Source organism: Paenisporosarcina sp. (genome assembly GCF_049671445.1).
GTDB lineage: Bacteria > Bacillota > Bacilli > Bacillales_A > Planococcaceae > Paenisporosarcina.
Map to the genome: position 1 here is coordinate 1 of NZ_JBATUX010000072.1, position 22,892 is coordinate 22,892.

Genomic DNA, 22,892 nt, shown 5'->3' on the forward strand with positions numbered 1-22,892 from the left:
TAGACGCTTCTTCACCTAATATTCCATCCACAAATCACTTACTATCATACATTTAAAAGAGGAATGATGAAAAATATGCACAGTAAAAATTTCTTATTAGGGCAAATTATTTTGAAAAAGAAAGTGATGTACCACAGAGCAAACCATTTTGGTTTTACCCATTCTAGTGTAGTAGCATGCAGTCAAGAACTTGATATGTTACTAAACCAATACCAAGAAATCCATGGATCTTTCAGACGGATGAATAGTTTCTTTTAATCAAATTTACTATCCAACATGACAAATATAAAAAGGAATCCATAAGTAACTGGATTCCTTTTTATTTTTTCTCCGTAGAAGTTTGCATAGGAAATGCTAAAGAAGTATCAAATCATTTTGTATCAGCCTTTATTTGAGTCGTTTCATATTCAAGTGTTTCTATATTAATTGAAGCATTGTACACTACATCTGCATTAAAATAATCCGTGAATTCAATAATTAACTCGTCACCTTCTAAGGCGAGCAGTTTATAGCCAATGAATGCATTAGTATCTTGGGTGCTTAGTAAATGAGCAATACCTTTTTCAAATCTTTTACTTCGTTCATCATCATACAAAGTAAGGCTTTTGATCGTCCCTTGACTCGGATAGGATTCCGCAATTGCTCCTGTGTCTTCATAGTCAATTAAACTTCCTGCACGAATATCGTTGGATTCTATCTCAGTGCCTGAAAAGGAGCGGAACTTTGCATCATCTGTATATCCATAAGAGGTAAAGTCTACAAAAACGTTACTTTCACTTGCACTCTTTACAATATGTGCATGTTCTTTCAAATCTTCAAACGTAGGTTCTTGAATCGAATGACCTTCACTTCCACAAGCACCAATTAGTAAAAGCGATCCTATTAATAAGCTAATTCGTTTCAAGTTAATTCCCCCTTATTTCTCCATTAGACGTACACACGGATAGTTGGTTTCAAGTGGTGTAGCTGTTTAGCATCTTGCTATTAACTAATTGGAGATGTCAAAAGAAAAGAGCTTGGATAAATTTCCAGGCTCTTTTTTGCTGTACTTCAATCTATTGTATCTAATTGTTCTCCCGTACTTTTGTTTAGTAACTTTATTTCTCTTCTATCAAGTGCAGTTTCGCTTTCAAAGTACCAAATGTACATATCTTGTAATTGATATTCTTCGACAGTGCTGTTAGGTAACATTTCTAAATTTAGTAACTTAGCTTCATGTTCACCCATTTTTATAATTCGCTCATCACCATTTTTAATTAACCCGTATATGAGATTTTCACCATGCCCTGAGTAACTGTTTAAGTTGTCAGAGCTTGCTTTGAAATCAGAAGACCCCCAAGTAAGTACTCCTGTTTTCCATCCAAAGAGTCCTTTCTTTACATAAGTTGCTCCTAAATACTTCTTGTCTTTAATGAAAAAGTAAAGAGCTTCATCATTCATTTTATAGCCCGGAATTAAAACCATATCTTGATCACTAGCAAACAAAGCTTCTGAAGGTTCAGAATAAGAAGAAGCCCTCTCACCCATACCCCAGATAAAAACAAATACAAAAATCAGAATAATTACGGTTATTCTTTTAGACATTACATTTCTATTCATTTATTCCCTCCACTTTAATTTACTGCATTTGATAAAAAATATGATAATCCCCCTTCCCTGTTAACGGAACAACGGGAGGACCATGTAAAACCGTTTGCAATTACTACAAATCGAACTTATTTTGAATGATTTTAGCTACTTCAGTTGGGCTTAATTTCGTATTGTTAATTCTGATGTAATTTTCTCTGGTGATTTCATTTTCAGTTGAGTTTAATCTGTGATTTTCCAATGTGACTCTTAAATGATGTTCAGATTGCACAATGTTTCGTTTTGTTGGCTTATGTTCAAGACGATTAGGCGTGTTGTTCCGTTCAAGCCTTTCATTTAAATCAGCTTCAAGTTCCACAAAATAAACTTCTCCACCTTTTGACTCGAAAGTATGACAAACTTCATTAACAAAATCCCAATCTGATTGTTGATCGAACGCCCAAACATATGTAAAAATCATTCCATTTAACTTGCTTTTAGATGCTTCTTCAAATATCTCGTGTCGAAATAGGTTTACTAATCTTCGATATGCATCCGTATCGAAATCAAAAAAGGGTTGCACTAAATCGATTGTCATATGATTATGGAAAAGTTTTAAGTCTGTCATTTTTTCTAATTCTTGTCCGATAGTCATTTTACCAACTGCTTGTGGACCAAATAGTAATATAAATTTCATAAATCCTCCCCCTAAAAAATAATATACAATTTATGGAATTATATCATAAAAACGGTATACGTCATTTTTGGTAATAAAAATTCATCTAGACTACAACTGTTAATCTGAACTTACTAGTGGAATTTTGCTTTCACACTAGTACTCCATCTCTAGACGTTCATCAATTCGCTCTATCACACTTTTAGATGGACTTTGATAAAATTGGTACCAATCCATTCTTTTATCGCCGACTTCATCGATTAAGTCGTTCACCGTAAAAGCTAGCTTCCGTATATCTCTATCTAATGCTTTTAGCTCCTCCTCATTTAGAGAACTTACCGAACGCAATTTATGCTCAGTATTCATTAATAGATCAGCTAACTCTTGATGCTGAATAGTAAAGGAAATATGCGATAAATAGATTAGCTGATATAGAAAAAGATTCGATTCCCCAGTTTCTTGTAACTCTGAAGATGACATTCTCGATAATGCTCCTAAATAACCATTTGCCTGCTGCATCTCCCTTTGATATTGGTCACCTAGCTCCTTTTTTAATTCAATATTTTTCATCAAAAAAGCACTGCTTATAATAATTATTGGTATAACTAAAAACAAAAGTTGTTTTAACCTCGATTTCATCACAATCGTCCTCCCTAAGTAAAATTAAAGATCTTTTATCCCTTAAGTTCTATAAAATAAATGTTAATCCCTAGCAATTTCTTAACATAAATGCCTATTATCAGATTTCATGTGGTAAACCCATCCTCCCAATATTTTACGATTAATCAACCTCAGCGGTTTCACTAATAAAAAATTCAAAAAAAAAACGCCCTCATGGAGAGGACGTTTTGCTTTTAGTTCATGTGTTTTACAGCAGCTATGATGACAAGAACCCATGCTGATAGGAAGGCTATTCCTCCGATTGGCGTGATGGCTCCTAAGATACCAATGCCGCTTAGGCTTAGGACATAAAGTGAACCAGAGAAAATGACAATCCCTGCTAACATTAAATAACCGGCCCAGCTAAGTTGCGATACGTTTCCAATAATATTCGAGTGCATCAAGATGCCGATAACGATTAGTCCAATGGCATGATACATTTGGTATTGCACAGCTGTTTCCCAAATGGCTAAATATTTTTCTGATAGTCTTTCTTTTAATGCATGAGCACCAAATGCTCCGAATGCAACGGCAATAAATGCGTTAACTGCACCTGCAATGATAAAAAATGGCATGAATTTATTCCTACTTTCATTAATGGTTGATTAATACGTTTTGCGGTCTTACCTCAAATATCAACAAGTTAAAAATCAAACAATGAATCCCCGTTCGCATCATTTTCTTTCATGCGCTCTCCTGCTGAAATGGTTTGGACTGCTGGAGGGGGTGAAACTATTTGTGAGGTTTGAGCTATTTGAATAGGCATGCTTGATGGTTTCACTTCAGGTCGTTCACTCAATGCTACATCGCATAAAGCACGAATAGCGAGCAAAGATTCACGAATACTTTGATCGTCGCCTCTACTTTTGGCAATGGAAACATGTTTCTCTATTTCGGTGACAACTCGACTTAATGGAATCATGTTGTGTCACACTCCTTTTTCACATCTTCTTGTAAGAGTTCACTTTACCATGAAAACTACTTCAAGCAAAAGTCTATTGATGGTTGACCCCACTCTGTAAGTTGTTTATTAATTTTGGAATATGGCTTACTGCCGAAGAATCCACGATATGCACTTAGGGGACTTGGGTGCACTGATTCTATGATGGCATGACGAGATGTGTCTATTAATTTCCGTTTCATTTGCGCAGGTCTTCCCCACAATACGAATACTATAGGAGTTTCACGCTGTGAAAGTTTTCGTATGACTTCATCCGTAAAAAGTTCCCATCCTTGGTCTTTATGCGAATGAGCAGCCCCTGCTCGAACAGTTAGAACTGTGTTTAACAGGAAGACGCCTTGCTGTGCCCATTTAGTGAGCGTGCCTTCTACCGGGACTTCGCATCCGAGATCTTCATTCAGTTCTTTTAACATGTTTCTTAAGCTTGGTGGATGTTTGACACCTGCTTGCACTGAAAAACTCATGCCATGCGCTTGGCCAGCACCGTGATATGGATCTTGTCCAACGATAACGACTTTGACATCTTGGTAGGGTGTTTCATTAAAAGCACTCCATAATTTATCCATCTCAGGGTAAATGGTTTCCCTACTATATTGTTGTTTCAGAAATTTACGTAATTGTTGATAATAAGGTTTGTCGAATTCTGATTCAAGCACTTGCTGCCAATCATTATCAAAAATCAATTTTTCCACAAGTCTCACTCCTCGAATTCAACCGTGACGTCATACTCAACCAATGAAAACATCTCCGAAACTGAGCGAGCAGCGTTTTCTTCGGCAAGTTCTAGTACTCCTTGTCCAGTTGTTTCTTCCATCATTAGTTTTTCCGCTTCCTGTGCTAGATCATAAGCTTCTGTTATGTCAGCTTTCTCACGGAACAATCCTTCATATGAAAAAACTTCGACTTGATCGAAAAAGATTTCAGGTCCGCCCAAAAACTCGGCTTTTGGCAACGTCAGTGTCGCTGTTTTTGCTTCTTCATCGAGCACGATATCGTCTTCTTGGAGTTTTGTGAAATCAATTCCGGCTTTTACAGACCCCGGAATGACCACTAACAATTGACGTTTTGTGCCAGGTAAATCCAGTCCAATTTCTTTCCCTAAAATCGCGTTATCTTGGCGTTCAATAATTACTTTCGTATAAGCTTCTGCAGTTGCTAGTTCATTTAACGATTGAATTTTCTCTAAAAAAGCTCCCTTGTTTTCTGAAAAGGTACTTCCTTGTATCATCCAAAATGCAACGAAAGGGATGATGAGAATAAGTGCAATCAACCCAGTAAGCAACCATAAGAATTTTCTTTTCCAAATTGACATGAAAAGTGAGCCGACTTGCCAAAATCCAGATGTACGAGGTTGAACACTTTCTAATGTAACGGCTACTTCATCTTGTGCTTTTAATTCTTCAAGTAGTTTTTCAATTTCTCTTATTCTCTGATTTTTTGACATCGTTCTCCCCTTTTCTATCATTTCTACAATGAGTCTCGTATGTTAACGATAAGGGAAAATTTCAAATTGTACAACCTTCAGGCGAATGATAGGATATTTACAGAGGTGATGCACAGTGGCGGATTATCAGTGGCGAGAAAAAATGCGTAAAGTGGAAAGCTCGACAAAAGAAGTTAGTCAAGTACCCGAACGTGCGAAAACACTCGGATTTGGATGTTTTACGATTGGTATGTTCGTGGTTGTTTTTTTATTCGCATTTATTAGTTTTGGTCTCTTATCGCAGCGTTACTGGATTGCTGGAGGATTTTCTTTAATTTTCACGCTCGGATTAGCCTTTATTACCTTTCAACTTTTGCGTGCAGATAAGCTCCAATAATTGAATTCCCATTAATTTTTGGTACGATAGAACATAGAAACTTAATGAAATGAGGGTCAAGATATGTCTTTGAAAAAAACCTTAACAATCGCTGGTTCTGATACTTCAGGTGGCGCAGGCATACAAGCAGACTTAAAAACGTTCCAAGAGCACGGAACATATGGTATGAATGCTTTGACAGTAATCGTAACAATGGATCCTGAAAATGGCTGGAGCCATGGCATTCACCCGATTCCAGTTGACACATTGAAAGCTCAATTAAAAACGGCTCTTTCTACTAATGTGGATGCCATTAAAACTGGTATGTTGCCTACTGTTGAAATAATTGAAACAGCTGCTGAAGCAATTGACAGTTCTGGTCTTGAGAAAGTAGTTATCGATCCTGTATTAGTGTGTAAAGGTGAAGACCAAGCACTATTCCCGGAAAATGTTGAAGCAATGGTGAAATTATTACTTCCACGCGCTTTAGTTGTGACACCGAATCTTTTTGAAGCGGGACAACTTTCTGGACTTGGTACGTTAACAACAATCGACGATATGAAGCGAGCAGCTGTTAAAATTCATGAAGCTGGTGCTAAAAACGTGGTAATAAAAGGCGGCAAACAATTGCAACATGAGAAAGCAGTTGATTTGTTCTATGATGGATCGACGTATACTTTGCTTGAATCTGAAAAAACAGCGACAACTTACAATCACGGCGCTGGCTGTACATTCGCTGCCGCAGTAACTGCTAACTTAGCAAACGGCTTAGCTGTAAATGAATCCGTTCTTGAGGCGAAGAAATTCGTTTCTGCAGCTATCGCAAACGGTTGGAAGTTAAATCAATATGTTGGTCCAGTCATGCACGGAGCAAAAAATCGCTTTGGTGCACCAGAAGTTACAACTTCTGAAGTATAAATCATATAAAAAGTCATCCGAAAACATATTCGGATGACTTTTTATATTTAAATTGAAGCGTTTTGCTCTACGTGCTATCTCTCACTTGGCGTTTTTGAAGTTATTTTTGTTGAGCGATTGCTCAGTTGGAAAATTTGGAGGCCAAGTTGGAAAATTTGAGAGCCAAGTTGGAAAAAAGGGATGCCAAGTTGGAATATTCGCGTTATAAGTTGGAATCGAGATTTTCCGAAATCTCGAAAGTTGAGTGTCATCAACAGAAAGGCTTTTGGTGGTAGCCAAAAGCAGTAATATAAAAGCTCCTGTCTTTCCATAACGATACTGTAGTGAAATTATGGCACATTTAAATAGGCTGCCGATTGCATCCGGCAGCCTTTAGGGTAACTTTATTTAAAAGTGGTCGTATCCTTTTTTAACAAAATGAGCTTGGACTTAAGTTGGAGTTGGTTCCATTCAATTGTTTCATCTGAGACAAAAACCATTTTTTTGCGTTTTTTTAATATGACTTGGCCATTTATTGCTCTTGTGTAGCCTTCAATCATAGCGGCGATAGCTAAGATGACGAGGGCAAAACTAACGGCTGGTCCAAGGGGTAGCCATGGTGCTCCTTGCAGATAGCGGAAGGAGTTGCCGAATAGACCCGCCCATTCATAAGAAATGGATCTTGGTGGATCGCCAAACATTGGGTCATAGTCGACGTCGGTTCCCCCTAAGAATAATCTGAGCAACCCCAGATGGGCAAATACAATGAGCGATTCGACCACTTGCTGACCATAGAGCACCAACATTTTTTCTCGTAGTTGAGGTGTTAAATGACGTACAATAATTCGTCTTCGGCTTGCTCCAAGGGTTCGTGCAGCTAGTATATATTCTTGATGATATAAAAGATTGGCTTCGTTGCCGATTAATGCAGCGACTATTGGAACCGTGATGAGTGCCATAATGACGACTTGGATGGCAATTCGTTCCGTGATGGTTGTAGAAAATCCTTCCATAGGCATCCACAAGACAGGTCTAAGGAGGATAAAGGCAAAAATCGTCATAGGAACATAATGCATTGGATCGATTAATGCATTAATCCAAGAGCGTTGACGCTGAAAATACGTACCTATTGCAAATCCTAAAGGAAGGGCAATCAACATTCGTAAAGCAGCAACAGCCATTGCAGCTAAAATGGTGTATTTAGCCCCCAGCATGATTTTCGCTAACATATCATATCCAAATTCATCTGTTCCAAGTGGATGCTTCCAATTTGGCGAAATCGGTGGCCCTTCAACTGCACGGCCATTTTCTTCAATGAAATATGTGTGCTTTGGCACATTACCAAAGATCCACTCAAATACATAGCTTCCACCTAAAAAGAATGCAATGATTGCAAATCCTATAAGGAATAAAGGTTGTTTCCATACGGAGCTCATAGTAATGCACCTCCCCTAATCGTTCGGCGCATGAAGTACCACTCACCAAGACTATATAGTAAGAAAACGGGTAAGAAAAAGCTTAATACGGTGACTAAAAACAAAATTCCACTCAAGTGTTCGTACATGTAATACATAATGCCTGGAATATGAAACATTAATTCGAGAATAAAAAGATTTGATAACATAAACCACATCGTTTTTTTGGATTGGAAAAATACACTGATGATGGCATTACGTAAGATATGTAAGAACAAGATGAATAACTTCCCAAAGCCTAGTGACCTTGCTAGCTCCACATACATTTGTCTTTCTTCTGCTTCAAATGTCAGCATGCTTAGACGATAAAGTTGAACCATGGGTAGAAGCATTAAGCATAAAACAGGAAGCCAGTAGATTCTTTCGTCGATGACCGCGATTTTTGATACCAAGACTCCGGTTTGTTCAAAAATCACAACAACTACCAACTGGGCTAATAAAATAATTAAAATATCAGGGAATGACTCCAAGAAATAAAAGACTAATTTTACGCGTGACCTTGCTTTTTCACTCATTAGCATTGTAATAAAAGTACCAACTAAAGCGAAAATAATAGCTGCTACCAGTGCTAAGAACAACAGTTGCAAAGAGTAGATAATATTTTCAAAGAGTTGTGGAAACACAAGTACTTGGCGCACTTCTCTTCCGATAAAATGATCAACGCTTATCTCTCTGAAATTCAATAGAGATGTCACATGGAATTGAAGTGTTTCTATGTATTCTTTCCATAAAAATTCACCTTTTTGGAAACCAGTAATTAATTGTGGTGCACCACTTATTAGCAAAATACTTACTAAGGCTACAATTAATTGAATAACCCATTTAAAAAAGCCTTTCATAGAACAAACCTCCTACTGTTCTAAAATTCAGATATTTCGATAATACCATAATTCATTTTGAGTAACGAAATAATTTTGTGTAATTATGAAGTAATAGCAAACAAAATCAAAAGTTTCTCTCTACTCGAACAGACATTTTTATGATTCCGAGCATGCTAATCGCTTTGTGAGGAAGATTTCTTTATACTAAGTTGTAGAAGTTTTTTGTGCTAAGGAGGCTATATCATGGAAGTTGTAAACGTAGAGAAATTGCAGGAATTATTGAATTCCTTTGCTAATAAAGATATTTATCTTCACCTTGAAACGACAAACGGTGCATATGCATCTCATTTTGATGAGACAGTTTTTAATGCCGGCGCATTTATTCGCAATATTGTCATTCAGTACGAACTAGGCAAGGTAGCTGGAGAAAGTCCACACCGTGTGGGGTTAAAATTACCTCATGGTTGGGTTTATGCACAAGGTATTACACATTTTGAGTTGGATGAGTATGGCCGTCTTTTGATGGCTGGACACGATCAAAGTGGAAAATTAGCAGTGGCGCTTCATATCAGCGAAACACCATTTGCGTATTAAAGAAGGAGGAACACAGATGACACTTCCAAATGAAAGACATGTTTTAGTTGTTTTTCCACATCCAGATGATGAGGCATTCGGGGTTTCAGGAACAATTGCTACATATATTAAGCAAGGAACACCTGTTACATATGCGTGTTTAACACTTGGTGAAATGGGCCGTAATTTAGGGAATCCTCCATTTGCAACGCGTGAATCTTTGCCACATATTCGCAAACAAGAATTATTGGCTTCTGCAGAGGCAATGGGGCTTACGGATTTACGAATGATGGGCTTACGCGATAAAACCGTCGAGTTTGAAGATGATGAAACGATGGTTGTCATGATGACGAAGTTAATAGAAGAAACAAATCCATCACTAATTATTACATTTTATCCGAACTATGCTGTACATCCAGATCATGAAGCTACAGCCCGTGCAGTAGTTCGTGCTGTTCGTAGAATGGATGAAACAACTCGTCCAAAATTGTATGCTGTCGCATTTGCCAACAATACAAAAGATGAATTAGGTGAACCGGACGTCATTCATGATATTCGTGAAGCTCGCGACCAAAAGATGGGTGCTATGAAAGCTCATATTTCACAAACGGCTTGGATGTTAGCAGAAATGGACAAGCGATTAGCTGAAGGCGAACCAGAAGCGGAAAATTGGCTATCGTTTGAACGCTTCTATTATTATCGTTGGCACGAAGATTTCGAACAATCATTTTAATCATTCCCGAGGATACCTTTTGTAATGGTCCCTCGGGATTTTTTTGCCTAATGGGAATTATTACAACATAAAACAATGGTGGACATTTTCTGCGGTTGCAAGTATCATTATCAGAGAATTATAAGATTGAATAAATATACATAATAGGAGGAACCCTTTTTGAAGAAGTTTTCACTATCTACATGGCTATTATTCTTAATACCCTCAATTATCGGAATATTCTTATTCATGATTCCATTCAAGTTTGATGGCGAATGGAAAATTCCAGTGGCGATTTTAGCAAATCTAGTAGCAGGTTTTGTTGAACCGATTATGCCATGGACTGTTACGATTGTTATGATTTTAGCTGCACTTGGTTCGATCATTTTTCTATTTAAAAAAGATCTAAATCCTGAAGATCAAACATTTTTCGAAAAGTTATTCCAAGTAAACTTGTTTTGGACAATTGTACGTGTTGTAGGTGCAATTTTTGCCGTAATGGTCGTAGCGAATATTGGACCTGAAGCTGTTACAAGTGAAGAAACTGGTGGTTTATTACTTTCTACTACTGGTTTATTATCATTCTTGTTTACTATTTTCTTATTTGCAGGACTCCTTTTACCGTTACTTTTGAATTTCGGGTTACTTGAATTCTTCGGTACGATGATGGTGAAAATCATGCGTCCCTTATTTAAATTACCTGGTCGTTCTTCTATTGATGCCCTTGCTTCTTGGATTGGTGATGGAACAATCGGTGTTTTACTAACAAGTAAGCAATATGAAGAAGGCTTTTACACGAAAAGAGAAGCGGCTATTATTGGGACTACGTTCTCTGTTGTGTCTATTACTTTTTCGATTGTCGTAATTGAACAAATTGGACTAGGAAGTTATTTCCTCCCATTCTATGCGACGGTAGTTTTCGCTGGGATAGTGTTGGCATTTATTATGCCTCGCATTTTCCCATTGTCACGTAAACCTGAAGAATATATTGATGGACGTCCCTTCGACGATCAAGCTGAAACATTGCCTGAAGGTTATAACGTTGTAACTCATGGTTTAGAAAATGCTTTATCAACGGCGAATAAAAACCGTTCGTTCACTAAATTTATTACGGACGGCTTAAAAAATGTTCTCGATATGTGGATGGGCGTTGCGCCAGTCGTTATGGCGTTTGGTACAATCGCTTTAATTCTTGCCACTTATACAGATGTTTTCGTATGGTTAGGTAAACCATTTGTTCCATTGTTAATGGTTCTTGGAATTCCTGAAGCTGCTGAAGCTGCACAAACGATAGTTGTTGGATTTGCCGACATGTTTTTACCAGCTCTTTTAGGTGGGGAATTGATTGAGTCAGAATTGACTCGTTTTGTCATCGCAGCAACTTCGGTTACACAATTAATTTACATGTCTGAAGTTGGTGGATTGTTACTTGGTTCAAAAATTCCAGTAAACTTCCTTGATTTACTGATTATCTTCGTCTTACGTACAGTTATTGCTTTACCAATTATTGCTGGTGTTGCACATTTATTGTTCTAATAAATAGAAAAGCTGACTTTAATTTCGCGTTACGCGATTTTAGAGTCAGCTTTTTCTATTTAATTCTTGACTGGTTCAGGAAATCTTTAGAGTGACTGTTGTGTGCTATGAGCGGTTTTGTGTCGACTATGAGCGCTTTCCTGTCGTCTATCAGCGCAAAAGACGTGGCTATCGGCGCATCTTTGTCGTCTATCGGCGGTTCTCTGTCGACTATGAGCGCTTTAACAAAAAACAGGGACTTACAGCTTGATGGATGTCCTTAACAATATTAAAAGACGGTTAAACCCTTTACGCTGCTCCAGAATCGCCTCTTTAACTCTTTATCTCTTGGTGAGTAAATGAATCACGTAATTGATATTTCAAGATTTTTCCTGAAGCATTTCTTGGCAGTACATCCGAGTAAAAGAACTTTTTCGGTATTTTATATCCAGCTAAACGGTCTTTGCAATAACGAAGTACTTCTTCTTCATCAATGGCTTCTCCATTTTTAGGAACGATAATAGCCGCAACCATTTCTCCCCATTTCTCGTCAGGAACTCCAATTGTGGCTGCTTCCAATACTTGAGGATGGCTATTCAACACTTGTTCAACTTCGACTGAGTACACATTTTCTCCACCTGAAATAATCATGTCTTTTTTGCGGTCCACGATTGTGATATAGCCATCTTTATCGATCGTCGCCAAGTCGCCTGTTAATAACCATCCATCCGAAAAGGTCTTTTGAGTTTCTTCAGGTTTGCGGTAATATTCTTTCATTACCGTTTCACCTTTAATCACAAACTCCCCTGTTTCTCCTGGTTGGACATCTTCCATCTGTTCGTTCACAACTCTAATATTCGTAAAGAACATCGCTGTTCCACCTGCCCCCAGCTTCGTCTTATGATCTTCTGGAGACAGGAACACCCCTCCTGGACCCGCTTCTGTTAAGCCACATAAATTATAAAACTGATCGGTTCCAAATAATTCCATGGACTGTTCCACAAGTGCAGGAGCCATGGGAGCTGCCCCGTAGCCACATGTTCGAATTGAAGACAAATTGTAGGTGTCTCTATTCGGCACTTGTAGCATCGCATTGTACATGGCAGGCACGCCAAAGAAAATGGTTATTCCATGATCTTGGATTGTTTGCATAGTCGTGACTGGATGGAAATCTCGATGAATAACACTTGAAGCACCTAACATAATTGCGCTCGTGAAGAATAAATTCAATTGAGCGGAATGAAATAATGGTGCAACATGGAGTAATTTATCCTCTGCATTCAAACGTTTTAACATAATAAACGCCATATTCACATTGAGTATTCGCTGATGGTCAAATAATGCGCCTTTTGGTTCCCCAGTTGTACCTGACGTATATAAAATTTCTGCATCATCTGTATTCAATACAACAACATTAGGTTCATTTACATCTTCACTGATTACTTTATTCCATGAAAGGTGACTTTCATTTGAAGCTGATGAATGGACGATGATATGTTTCAATACATTCAGTCCTTCTGCCGCCTTTACCACGGTCTCTTCAAGTTCCTCATCACAAAATAACGCTACACAATCTGACTGCTCGAGAATATAATGTGTTTCCATTGCTGTAAGACGGAAGTTAATGGGTACAACCACCAACCCTACTTTCCAAATCGCATATAGGGCAATTCCAAAATGATCGGAATTCTTCATAAAAATTCCAACCTTGTCCCCTTTATTCAAACCTAATGCACTCAAACCATTAGCAAGTCGGTTCACTTCTTGATTGAATTCTTTGTACGAGTATGTTCTGTCTTCACATGTAATACACATTTTATCAGGATGTCTGTTCGCGTTAATTGTTAATGAAGTAGCAAGATTCATCTTTCATCCTCCTTATTTTAAAACTTACTCATTTTTCTGAATTTAGTAAGTTTTCTCATAATAGTATTGTACAAAAAAGAAGTTGGAAGCGCTATCATAATTTTAGGGAAATTTTAGTAAAAGAATACTGTGGAAACACCACACAAAAAAGCTGACATCTCCTTCTTTCGGAGGTGTCAGCCTTTTATATTTCTAGATTTATTTTTGAGCAAGTTTGTCGAGCATGTCTTTTGTCATTGAGTCTAAATCGTATTGTGCTTTGAAGCCCCACTCATTTTTAGCAGCGGTTGCGTCAATCGCATCTGGCCAACTGTTTGCAATTCCTTGGCGAATTGGATCTACATCATATGATAATTCGAAGTTAGGAATGTGTTTGCGTATTGAAGCAGCAATTTGTTCCGGTTCGAAGCTCATTGCTGTTACATTGAAAGCGTTACGGTGTTCCAGTTTTGATGCATCAGCTTCCATCAAATCAATAATTGCTTGCAAGGCATCCGGCATATACATCATATCCATGTAGGTTCCTTGATCAATGTAAGATGTATATTTTCCTGTTTCCAATGCTTTGTAATAAATATCTACTGCATAATCCGTTGTTCCCCCACCTGGTGGCGTTACATACGAAATAAGGCCTGGGAAACGAACTCCACGTGTGTCTACACCGAATTTTTGGAAATAATAATCACATAATAATTCACCTGCTACTTTGTTTACTCCATACATGGTGGTTGGACGTTGTAGCGTATCTTGAGGTGTGTTTTTCTTCGGTGTTGATGGACCAAACGCACCGATTGAACTTGGTGTAAAGAACTGAAGTCCTAACTCGCGTGACGTTTCAAGTGCATTTACTAATCCACCCATATTAAGATTCCAAGCAAGTAAAGGTTTTGCTTCAGCTGTTGCGGAAAGTAATGCAGCCATATGCATCATCGTATCTGCACCGAAGTCTTTTGCCAGTGTGTGCATGCGTTCTGCATCCATAACATCTAGTATTTCAAATGGACCACTATTAACAACAGGCGAATCCGTTTTACGAATATCTGTCGCTAACACGTTATCCGCTCCATATATACTGCGTAATTTCACAATTAATTCTGAGCCAATTTGACCTAAAGCTCCAGTAATAATAATTTTTTTCAATTGATTTCCTCCTCCACGATTAAACATTTGTATTTCTGAGAAACACAAATTATAGCAATAAAACATTGATGTATAAGACTTTAACCACTATTCATTATAGTGTGTTCATTGTGAAAGTACAATACGTATAAAGGCCGTGTCACTATTCTCATGGCACTTTAATTTCCTACTAGCATTCCTTTAGTAGACTATTTTGTTATACTGAAGAGAAAAAGGACTAATTAAACCATGAAATTCTTTCGATTAAGTATTACTTTTGTTTTAGCCTTTATCTTATCTACATTTTTATTCTTTTTAGATTTTCCCTTTTTGGTCGTTATTTTAACTACCTTAGTATTTCTATTAGCATTTGTTGTTCTTCCTCAAATATTCACTGTGTATCGGTCAAATAATGAAAAAGCCATTGAGAAATACTTGATTGCTAATAAAAAGAAGCCGATATTTGCTTACCCGCTTGCGTTGGCTCATGGCAATGACTTAGAAGTAGAAGAGAGTTTACGTGCAATTTTAGCGAAGCACAATCAACCGTATATGCAAAATGTTTATAAAACCATTTTGGCTTTGCACCTTAAAAACATTGATGCTGCTGATATATACGCGCAAAAGATTGACAGTGAGCCTCTAAAATCATATTACGCCGCGTATATTGCTGCCAAAAAAGGCGACTTTGAAGAAGCCGAGCGTCACGAAGAAAATATTAGCGTGGACTGGATGATCCACTCTTTGCACGCTCTTTATGCCAAAGAACAAGGTAATCTCGATACATTTACAATCGAATCAAAAAAAGCGATCGACGGTTCTCGTGGCGTACAAAAGTATATTGTGATCCATTCCATAAAACATGCTTAACTCTTATTTTGCCCACGTGTTCGTTCACGTGGTTTTTTTTATTGAAAAACTAGGAGGAATTTGGTTAGTTGCAACCAAATCGGGAAAGTTGCAACGAAAATAGAAAAGTTGCAACCAAACCAAGAAAGTTGCAACGAAATCAAGGAAGTTGCAACCAAACTGCATGAAATGTGAACTCCTTTACATATGACTAAAACAGAGAAAGACCTCAACGCATCGTTTCGCGTCGAGGTCTTTTTAAGTTATTAACATCTTAAATTCTTTTTCTTTTTAGGTTCACCACGTGACAAGACTTTTTCGATGTAGTCAGAAGCAAGTGGTACTTTGCAGGCCGTATCACCTACATCGACATGAACTTTACCAATTTCTTTCGCTACTCGTTGTGCAGCTTCTCTTAATTCTGGAACGTATACACCCGTACTAATAACAAATCCGTTCATATCGAACCGCACACGATTTGGTGCTTCGTGAATACCGACTCTCACTTGTTCTAATAATCGAGCGACTTCCTGCAAATCCAAGTCATCTGCACCTGCATAGCCTAAATAACTCGAATATGTACTCCACCCAGCACATGCAATCATTTCTTCATCTGATCGCATCCATTCCCTAGCTAGTTCTAGCGCGTATGGACTTTCAGCAGCAACCCATGCTACGGTATATTCGGAAAGCATATACCAGTAAGCTTCTTTTGCCCATGACTGCAACTGTTCTTTTGTCATCAACTTGGCATCAACTGCTAAACCGGCCAAATACATCGCATCTGAATTCCCAGAATCATATAGTTTCAATGCAAGTTTTTGATCTTTTTTCACATACTTCAAAATCTTTTTCAAATCTGCTACTTTAACTCCATAAAACTCGCGTGCCCCGTGTTTAGCAAATATATTTCTAGTTTGCTCGCTACCAACTTCTTCTAAATAGCTCATGACTTCTTCATACGTCACAATCTCATCTCCCTATAATGAGTGATAAAGAAAAATGCTTTATGTAAAAAACACTCGAATGCTTTTTACACATTCGAGTGTTTACCTACTTACTTGATAACGCCTAGTTCTTTGCCGACTTTTTCATAAATAACGATTGCTTCATCCAACATCTCTTTTGTATGAGAGGCTGTTGGCATGTTACGCACACGGCCGGCCCCTTTTTGTACTGTTGGGAAGACAATTGCTTTCGCATAAACGCCTTCTTCGAATAGACGTTTTGAGAATTGTTGTGTTAGTTTTTCATCACCAATAATACAAGGAGTGATCGGTGTTTCGGAAGCACCGATGTCGAATCCTAATTTTTTCAGTCCAGCTTTCAAATAATCGCCATTGTCCCACAGCTTATCGTGAAGTTCTGTTGAGTCCATGATCATTTGTAGTGCAGCCGTAATTGCTGCTACATCACCAGGTGGTACTGCTGTTGAGAATAAGAATGGACGTGAACGAACTTTTAACCAGTCAATCAATGATTGTTTACCGGCAACGTATCCACCAACAACACCTACTGCTTTAGACAATGTACCCATTTGGAAGTCGATATCTTTTTCTAAACCGAAATGTTTGACTGTACCTTTTCCTTTTCCAGTAACACCTGATCCATGAGCGTCATCAACATACGTAATCAAATCAAATTCTTTCGCGATTTCAACGATTTCAGGTAACTTCGCAATGTCACCATCCATAGAGAATACGCCGTCTGTAATGATCATAACTTTATTATAAAGACCTGATTCTTGTGCAGCCTTCGCTTTTTCTCGCAAATCGTCCATATCAGAGTGTTTAAATGCAATAATTTTCGCCTTAGATAAACGGCATCCATCAATAATTGACGCATGGTTTAACTGATCAGAAAGAATGGCATCATTTTTATCCATTACTGCTGAAATTGCTGCCATGTTGCAATTAAATCCTGATTGATATGAAATTGCCGCTTCTGTGCCTTTAAACTCAGCAAGTTTTTCTTCTAATTTCACATGTAAATCAAGCGTTCCGTTAATCGAACGAACTGCGCCAGCCCCAACTCCGTATTTATCAATTGCTTCTTTTGCAATACGTTTGAGTTCGTCGTTTGTTGCTAAACCTAAATAGTTGTTTGAGGATAAATTGATGAGTTCTTTTCCACGGACTTGTATTTTCGCCCCGTTTGGACCCTCAACTGGATCAACTTCATTGTATAAACCTTGATCTTTTAGTTCTTGTAAGTTTTCTTGTAAAAATGCATCTAGTACGTTTGACAAATTCATCTTCCTCTCAAGCGAATTTATATGCCACTTCTAAATCAGTGGCTAAACGCTGTTATATAATCTTTTCCATTTTAACATAAGCCATTCATTGAATGAAGAAAAGCGTGATGTGAGAGAGAAGATGAATGACAGATCGACAGCTTTCTTTAAGAAGTTAGCTATTTTAATCGTTCTTGGCTTTGTCGTAAATTTGCGCTTGTCGCACGTTTCGAATGAGCCCACAACTATTAATATATGGGATAAAACGGGCGATAATAGCGACTGAATCGTAATAAATGGAGTGCGAATGGGAATAACCACTCACTCTATCAACAATCCCAATTACATTTTCTGCACGCTCTTGCAACATGCTAGTCTCAATTATAGATAGTTGAATAATATCTCCTGCAATCTTTAAAATAGATTTGAATTAAGAAAAGGTGTCCTTCCTAAGTGGAATTGTGTCCTCCTCCAGGCGAATGGACAAGAACGCTACTGGAGTGGACGAAAACCTATTGTGAATGGACAGAAACCTTACGTGTGTGGACGGAAATCCATTTTGAATTGACGAAAAACAAGGTTGAGTGGACGAAAACCAATCTCCAAATTAGAAGGTAATTTTGACCACACAAAAAGCGGACTCATTTACGAGTCCGCTCTCTATTCAATCTTTAATTATTTTTCTTTTTATCTTTCTTAGCTTTGCCTTTATCATCTTTACTCACTACTTCATAAGTAAAGTCAACTGGATTTAAATCTCCAGGATTAGCTGCATAAGAAGTAATCATTTTCACATTACCTTGTGTCAAGAAATTACGGATTTGTAAAGCTTCTGTATCTGTCACATCAAATGGATCAATTTGCATTACTTTTTGCTGTCCGTTAGTACGTGTCTGAATCAACGAAACGGTGAAGTCCACGTACTCCCCTTTTAATTCTGCAAGTGATTTGAAAGCTTCTGTTGAAGTTCCGTCTGCAGAGAAATCACCAAGGTTGATATTTTTAATAAACCACCCTGTATCATTATAACCCCAGTCTGTCAGGTTTCTAAATGATACTAAGACATCTTGACCTGCATACGCAGATAAATCAAATGACTCAGTAGTCCAATCTGTTGCATGTCCTGTAAATCCAGGAACGTTCTCTTTGATAGTAGGATGTCCTTCTTCAACTACATCCGAACGAGTATTTTCATTTGATAAAGAAGTCCATGTTTCGCCGTTATCTGTTGAAACTTGAACGACGCCAAAATCCCATTGCTCTTCAATATCATAATAATGGTCGAATGTTAAGGTTGGGTTTTCAGTCGGCACTTGTGCATTGAATATTAAAGCTTGATCCGCTTGATCTCCGTTGTTCGCATGTAATACTTGCTCACTCGAAGCTAACGGATTTTCAACTGTTGACCATTGTAATGGAAGGAAATCAACACCATCAAATTTCAATGAGCGTACATTTTTATCGAAATTAAACTCTTTAAAGTCGCCGCCCCATGCTGGAACGCCTTCTTTTTCAAACGTTAAAGCTTTTTCGAAGTCAATTGTTTTGCCACGTGTATCTCCAGCTGCATTGATTGGCAATTCACGTAAGTTGATGCTTTCAAATTTGTAATCACTGCTAACTTTTGAATTATCTAAAGCAAGTGCTGTCATGAAATTTTGATATACGTCCGTAAACGTTTTACCTGTTCCCAATGATTCTAGTTGTTGGTTAACAGATTCAATCCCTTGAGAACTTCCATCTACCGCTAAGTCACGGATGAAGTCTTTGCCAAACTTATCGTACATATATAGTGTGAACAAGTACGTTTGCCCATAATCGGCAATCGTTTCTGGACCTGTTTTAGCTGATCCATGCTCATCCCAGTTTACTAATGAATTTTCAGGATGATCTAAATAGAAGTTAATTGACCCTTCACCATGACCATATCCACCTAAGAATTCAGAGAATGTAGACATCCCTTCGTTCAACCAAGTTTCTTCAGAGCCATCATTGTCTGCTTGAATCAAATGCTGAAGTTCATGAATAGTCGTTCCGAAGAATGTAGACTCGAGTCGAGTCTCCCAAGAGTTTGTGTCTATCGTTACAATATTACGATCCGTGTAGTTTTCAAGAGTTTGCCAGAAGAATCCTGCTACAAAGAATGGATAGCTAGGATTATTCCATCCTTCATCTTGTACATTATCGACTAACATAATGATTTTGTCTGAACCTTCATAATATCCTTCAGGCAATCCAACCATCCCTGGAAGTGGCGAGTTAGATCCATCTAATGCATCTGGTGTGCCAAAGAAATCAGTGGCCACTGGATAAATGTTAGCATCAAACTCGTCACGTAATGTATCGACTTGAGCTTGAGTTACAACATCAGCTGGTTTTGGGTTGTTAGGACCATAAGCTAAGTCATTTGCTACCCAAACTTCGATGTTATCTCCGACACTACGTAATGTGAAATCCTTAAATTTCAAATTGCGGTTTAAGAACGTCTTCGTTCCCCCATCAAATGTAAAAGGGGCTTCTTCAGCTGCTTCTTCGCCATTAGCTTCCACTTCATCAGCTTGCGCTTTAATCATTCGATCCGCTTCTTTTTGGAAGCTTTCACTAGTAGATAATTCATTTAAATACTGATCGATATCAACTCGATCGCCATATTTAGCTGTATTAAAATTCGCATATGGACTTGCCGCCTCAACTGGAGCTACTATTGCAGGTGAGAACAATGATGCAGCAAGTGCCCCTGTAGATAGTAATGAAAATAACTTCTTTTTGTTCAAAATAATTTCCCCTTTCGACTATTGAATTTTCTGACAATAGTTTTAGAGGTTTAGTGTAACACTTGTAATTATTTGAAAGAATGAGATTATTTAATCATTTATATATGGAAGAATTATCTATCTTTTGAAATAGTTCATTCTCGATTTCTTGCCACTTATAGTTATTTACACATGCATCTAAAGTCTCTCTAATCGTCTCATCATCGGTACAATACACCTGCAAATACTCGGTTGCATGCACGATTTCTTCCTTATATCGAGCTACTATCCCCTCGACAAGAAGTACCTCTTCTTCATTCAGATCTCGGAACTTTTTAACATCGTAAATTTCGTCTCCCGAACGTTCAGGTTCATATTCATGCGGACTTGTGCTATCAAAAAGAATGGTTTGAAGTTCAGGTAACCATACATAATCGATGCTGTTGCAGTCGAGTCCACACCAGCCCCACTGAGTATCAAGACCTAGACTCTCTGCATGTTCACCAAAACGTTTCATCAAAGTTGATTTTCCTCCACCAGGAAAACCCTTTATGAATATGCGTCTTTTGACACCCTTGGTCAAAGAGTCAAAATAATCTTTCGGTCCTTCTGGCGTTAACGTTCCCATTAAACGATGAGTTCGTTGGGATGACTTATTAAATTTCAATGTAGTAAATGTATTATTGAACAGAGCTTCTGCTTGTGCATCGAACCCGCTCCAGTCCATTCCACTTACGTAAGGAACTTCCCATTCATCATGGATTATTTTGGCTTCACTTAAAGTTTGTAAGGCTTTGCCTAGCCACTGTTCACTGTGCAGAGTTTTCTCTCGTAAAAAACCACCGTGTTCACGTAATTTTTGTTCATCATACGCCTCATAGAACGATACCACATGGTGTGTGCTACCATAATATTTCGGTTCAAATGACAAAGGATGGGAAGCTTGAATAAATAAAGTTCGGTTACTTCTTACATAGGTCGCTTCAATCACATCGGCATGCAAAGGATCATAAAACCACTCAACATCGTATCCCCTTTTTACATAATGGTAGCCAACTTGTTTAAATAAATCGGATAATTTAAATGTTGGTGGGGATTTAATAAAGTACACTTTTCGCGCTTCATTAATTAAATCGGTGTAAATGTTTTTTTCTCCTTGACCTGTAAAAGCTCGTCCAAATTGATGAGTTATAGTTCCGTTCATATAATCAGCCCTTTCATTTTGTAGACATATCTACTATATGAAAGGGCTAGTTAAAACATGTATATTATGAAGTTATACTGTTAATTTCGCGATCCAATTTCTTGAAAGAGTCAATGTGAAATGGACGATATAACCAAGAGTTAAAGCAACGATAATTGTCCCGATGCCCACTGGCCCCCCTAGAAGCCAACCAACAATCGCAACCACTATCTCAAGCAAAGTACGAACTCGTTTCACGGTCCATCCGGTCTTTTCTACAAGAATGAGCATAAGCGAGTCACGAGGACCTGCTCCAATATTTGACGCTATATACATCCCAACACCAAATCCCATTACCCCTACTCCACTTACAAAATAAACGGTTTGCACAATGGGGTTTGTGACAACTGGCAATAACCATAGAAAACCATCAGTGAATAATCCAATTAAAATCATATTCAGCCATGTACCAATGGGTGGCCACCGCTTGGAATACAACGATGTACCAAGTACTAGCAATAACCCAGTCCCAATCGACCACATGCCTATAGTTAAGCCAAAGTTTTGGAACAATCCTACGTGTAATACATCCCAAGGTCCTATCCCTAGTAATTTCCCTCTAATCGTCAACGCAATGCCCAGTGCTAAGAACATCAAGCCAGCGAAAAAAAAGATCCATCGTATATAAAGATTTTTAGTCATTAACATTACGCCTTCTTTCCACAAAAAATCCACCCATGCAACGCATGAATGGATTTGAATCCTATATTTATAGTATATCAGTCATTATTTTTTCGTATATCGAATTTTAGCCTAATTTTGTTAGCGATACAAAGACACCTTGTGTACAAGACGTTAAATCACTTGGCTTCAGATGAATCTGCATGCCAATTTTCCCAGCACTGACAATCATCGTATCGAGCTCTTTTGCAGATTCATCAATAAACGTCGGAAACAACTTTTTCATGCCAAGTGGCGAACATCCTCCACGAATATATCCAGTTAGTCCGAATAAATCTTTAACAGCAAGCATTTCAATTTTCTTTTCACCCGCTGCTTTCGCTGCAGATTTCAAATTCAGTTCTTGTGCAACCGGTACTAAAAATACAAATACTTTTCCAGGTCCCGCAGTTGCGACAAGTGTTTTAAACACCTTTTCAACAGGTTGTTGAATTTTTTTCGCCACTGAAACACCATCGACTTGTCCGTCAGACACTTCATACTCAAATAAATC

Annotated in this window: 26 protein-coding genes; 7 read left to right on the forward strand and 19 right to left on the reverse strand. The window is 38.0% G+C overall.

Annotation, left to right across the window (positions count from 1 at the left end; translation table 11 throughout):
• Positions 1-66 precede the first annotated feature (66 nt).
• Positions 67-258, forward strand: a complete 192-nt coding sequence (locus tag WBG45_RS09545) for an aspartyl-phosphate phosphatase Spo0E family protein (RefSeq protein ID WP_424414074.1) — start codon at positions 67-69, stop codon at positions 256-258.
• Between the two features lie 112 nt (positions 259-370).
• On the opposite strand, the gene WBG45_RS09550 is transcribed toward WBG45_RS09545, so the two are convergent.
• The 8 genes from WBG45_RS09550 to WBG45_RS09585 all read right to left on the reverse strand — a co-directional run bounded on the left by WBG45_RS09550 (position 371) and on the right by WBG45_RS09585 (position 5,307).
• Positions 371-904, reverse strand: coding sequence for a hypothetical protein (locus tag WBG45_RS09550; RefSeq protein ID WP_424414036.1), 534 nt, complete (start codon positions 902-904; stop codon positions 371-373).
• Between the two features lie 146 nt (positions 905-1,050).
• Positions 1,051-1,599 carry an aspartyl-tRNA synthetase gene (locus tag WBG45_RS09555; RefSeq protein WP_424414038.1) on the reverse strand — a complete coding sequence of 183 codons (549 nt, stop codon included), beginning with the start codon at positions 1,597-1,599 and terminating at the stop codon, positions 1,051-1,053.
• A gap of 103 nt (positions 1,600-1,702) precedes the next feature.
• Positions 1,703-2,263 (reverse strand): AAA family ATPase, encoded by a 561-nt coding sequence (locus tag WBG45_RS09560; protein ID WP_424414040.1) that lies wholly within the window; start codon positions 2,261-2,263, stop codon positions 1,703-1,705.
• Positions 2,264-2,398: 135 nt separating this feature from the next.
• The gene (locus WBG45_RS09565; protein WP_424414042.1) at positions 2,399-2,881 is read right to left on the reverse strand and encodes a hypothetical protein; all 483 of its coding nucleotides are present in this window, start codon (positions 2,879-2,881) and stop codon (positions 2,399-2,401) included.
• Between the two features lie 215 nt (positions 2,882-3,096).
• A complete protein-coding gene (locus WBG45_RS09570) occupies positions 3,097-3,477 on the reverse strand; it encodes a DUF423 domain-containing protein (protein WP_024535624.1) in 381 nt (126 codons plus the stop codon).
• Positions 3,478-3,545: 68 nt separating this feature from the next.
• On the reverse strand, positions 3,546-3,824 hold the full coding sequence (locus tag WBG45_RS09575) for a YwdI family protein (protein WP_424414044.1): 279 nt from the start codon (positions 3,822-3,824) through the stop codon (positions 3,546-3,548).
• Between the two features lie 56 nt (positions 3,825-3,880).
• Positions 3,881-4,555: a uracil-DNA glycosylase gene (locus WBG45_RS09580; protein WP_424414045.1), complete on the reverse strand. Its 675-nt coding sequence runs from the start codon at positions 4,553-4,555 to the stop codon at positions 3,881-3,883.
• 5 nt (positions 4,556-4,560) lie between these two features.
• Complete coding sequence (locus tag WBG45_RS09585) at positions 4,561-5,307, reverse strand: DUF4230 domain-containing protein (RefSeq protein ID WP_424414046.1); 747 nt, start codon at positions 5,305-5,307, stop codon at positions 4,561-4,563.
• A gap of 115 nt (positions 5,308-5,422) precedes the next feature.
• Here WBG45_RS09585 and WBG45_RS09590 point away from each other — a divergent pair, with 115 nt between their 5' ends.
• Positions 5,423-5,683, forward strand: a complete 261-nt coding sequence (locus tag WBG45_RS09590; RefSeq protein ID WP_024535628.1) for a hypothetical protein — start codon at positions 5,423-5,425, stop codon at positions 5,681-5,683.
• Between the two features lie 63 nt (positions 5,684-5,746).
• Positions 5,747-6,580, forward strand: a complete 834-nt coding sequence (pdxK, locus tag WBG45_RS09595; RefSeq protein WP_424414048.1) for a pyridoxine/pyridoxal/pyridoxamine kinase — start codon at positions 5,747-5,749, stop codon at positions 6,578-6,580.
• A gap of 383 nt (positions 6,581-6,963) precedes the next feature.
• Here the strand turns inward: pdxK and WBG45_RS09600 are convergent, their stop codons facing one another.
• Positions 6,964-7,995, reverse strand: coding sequence for an ABC transporter permease (locus tag WBG45_RS09600; protein ID WP_424414050.1), 1,032 nt, complete (start codon positions 7,993-7,995; stop codon positions 6,964-6,966).
• Positions 7,992-8,873 carry an ABC transporter permease subunit gene (locus WBG45_RS09605; protein ID WP_424414052.1) on the reverse strand — a complete coding sequence of 294 codons (882 nt, stop codon included), beginning with the start codon at positions 8,871-8,873 and terminating at the stop codon, positions 7,992-7,994. The genes WBG45_RS09600 and WBG45_RS09605 overlap by 4 nt, the downstream gene beginning before the upstream one ends.
• A gap of 225 nt (positions 8,874-9,098) precedes the next feature.
• Between WBG45_RS09605 and WBG45_RS09610 the strand changes: the two genes are divergently transcribed.
• The 3 genes from WBG45_RS09610 (at position 9,099) to WBG45_RS09620 (ending at position 11,676) form a co-directional block, all read left to right on the forward strand.
• Positions 9,099-9,449, forward strand: coding sequence for a YojF family protein (locus WBG45_RS09610; RefSeq protein ID WP_024535632.1), 351 nt, complete (start codon positions 9,099-9,101; stop codon positions 9,447-9,449).
• Between the two features lie 16 nt (positions 9,450-9,465).
• Entirely contained in the window at positions 9,466-10,161 is a 696-nt protein-coding gene (gene bshB2, locus WBG45_RS09615; protein ID WP_424414054.1) for a bacillithiol biosynthesis deacetylase BshB2, read from the forward strand.
• A gap of 159 nt (positions 10,162-10,320) precedes the next feature.
• The gene (locus WBG45_RS09620) at positions 10,321-11,676 is read left to right on the forward strand and encodes a YjiH family protein (RefSeq protein ID WP_424414056.1); all 1,356 of its coding nucleotides are present in this window, start codon (positions 10,321-10,323) and stop codon (positions 11,674-11,676) included.
• A 312-nt stretch (positions 11,677-11,988) separates the two neighbouring features.
• Here WBG45_RS09620 and WBG45_RS09625 read toward each other — a convergent pair whose 3' ends face one another.
• Together WBG45_RS09625 and WBG45_RS09630 are read right to left on the reverse strand one after the other, a co-directional pair.
• Positions 11,989-13,521 (reverse strand): class I adenylate-forming enzyme family protein, encoded by a 1,533-nt coding sequence (locus WBG45_RS09625; RefSeq protein ID WP_424414058.1) that lies wholly within the window; start codon positions 13,519-13,521, stop codon positions 11,989-11,991.
• Positions 13,522-13,719: 198 nt separating this feature from the next.
• Positions 13,720-14,661: an L-threonine 3-dehydrogenase gene (locus WBG45_RS09630; RefSeq protein WP_424414059.1), complete on the reverse strand. Its 942-nt coding sequence runs from the start codon at positions 14,659-14,661 to the stop codon at positions 13,720-13,722.
• 228 nt (positions 14,662-14,889) lie between these two features.
• Here WBG45_RS09630 and WBG45_RS09635 point away from each other — a divergent pair, with 228 nt between their 5' ends.
• Positions 14,890-15,510 carry a hypothetical protein gene (locus tag WBG45_RS09635; protein ID WP_424414061.1) on the forward strand — a complete coding sequence of 207 codons (621 nt, stop codon included), beginning with the start codon at positions 14,890-14,892 and terminating at the stop codon, positions 15,508-15,510.
• 245 nt (positions 15,511-15,755) lie between these two features.
• Here WBG45_RS09635 and WBG45_RS09640 read toward each other — a convergent pair whose 3' ends face one another.
• The 7 genes from WBG45_RS09640 to ybaK all read right to left on the reverse strand — a co-directional run.
• Positions 15,756-16,457 carry a DNA alkylation repair protein gene (locus WBG45_RS09640; protein WP_424414063.1) on the reverse strand — a complete coding sequence of 234 codons (702 nt, stop codon included), beginning with the start codon at positions 16,455-16,457 and terminating at the stop codon, positions 15,756-15,758.
• Between the two features lie 89 nt (positions 16,458-16,546).
• Positions 16,547-17,737: a glycine C-acetyltransferase gene (locus tag WBG45_RS09645; RefSeq protein ID WP_424414065.1), complete on the reverse strand. Its 1,191-nt coding sequence runs from the start codon at positions 17,735-17,737 to the stop codon at positions 16,547-16,549.
• 169 nt (positions 17,738-17,906) lie between these two features.
• Positions 17,907-18,092, reverse strand: a complete 186-nt coding sequence (locus tag WBG45_RS09650; protein ID WP_424414067.1) for a hypothetical protein — start codon at positions 18,090-18,092, stop codon at positions 17,907-17,909.
• Positions 18,093-18,393: 301 nt separating this feature from the next.
• Complete coding sequence (locus tag WBG45_RS09655; RefSeq protein ID WP_424414069.1) at positions 18,394-20,496, reverse strand: peptidase M6; 2,103 nt, start codon at positions 20,494-20,496, stop codon at positions 18,394-18,396.
• A 94-nt stretch (positions 20,497-20,590) separates the two neighbouring features.
• Entirely contained in the window at positions 20,591-21,679 is a 1,089-nt protein-coding gene (locus WBG45_RS09660; RefSeq protein WP_424414071.1) for a hypothetical protein, read from the reverse strand.
• 72 nt (positions 21,680-21,751) lie between these two features.
• Positions 21,752-22,360: a YczE/YyaS/YitT family protein gene (locus WBG45_RS09665; protein WP_424414076.1), complete on the reverse strand. Its 609-nt coding sequence runs from the start codon at positions 22,358-22,360 to the stop codon at positions 21,752-21,754.
• 106 nt (positions 22,361-22,466) lie between these two features.
• On the reverse strand, positions 22,467-22,892 hold a 426-nt coding region (gene ybaK, locus WBG45_RS09670; RefSeq protein WP_424414073.1), incomplete at its 5' end, for a Cys-tRNA(Pro) deacylase.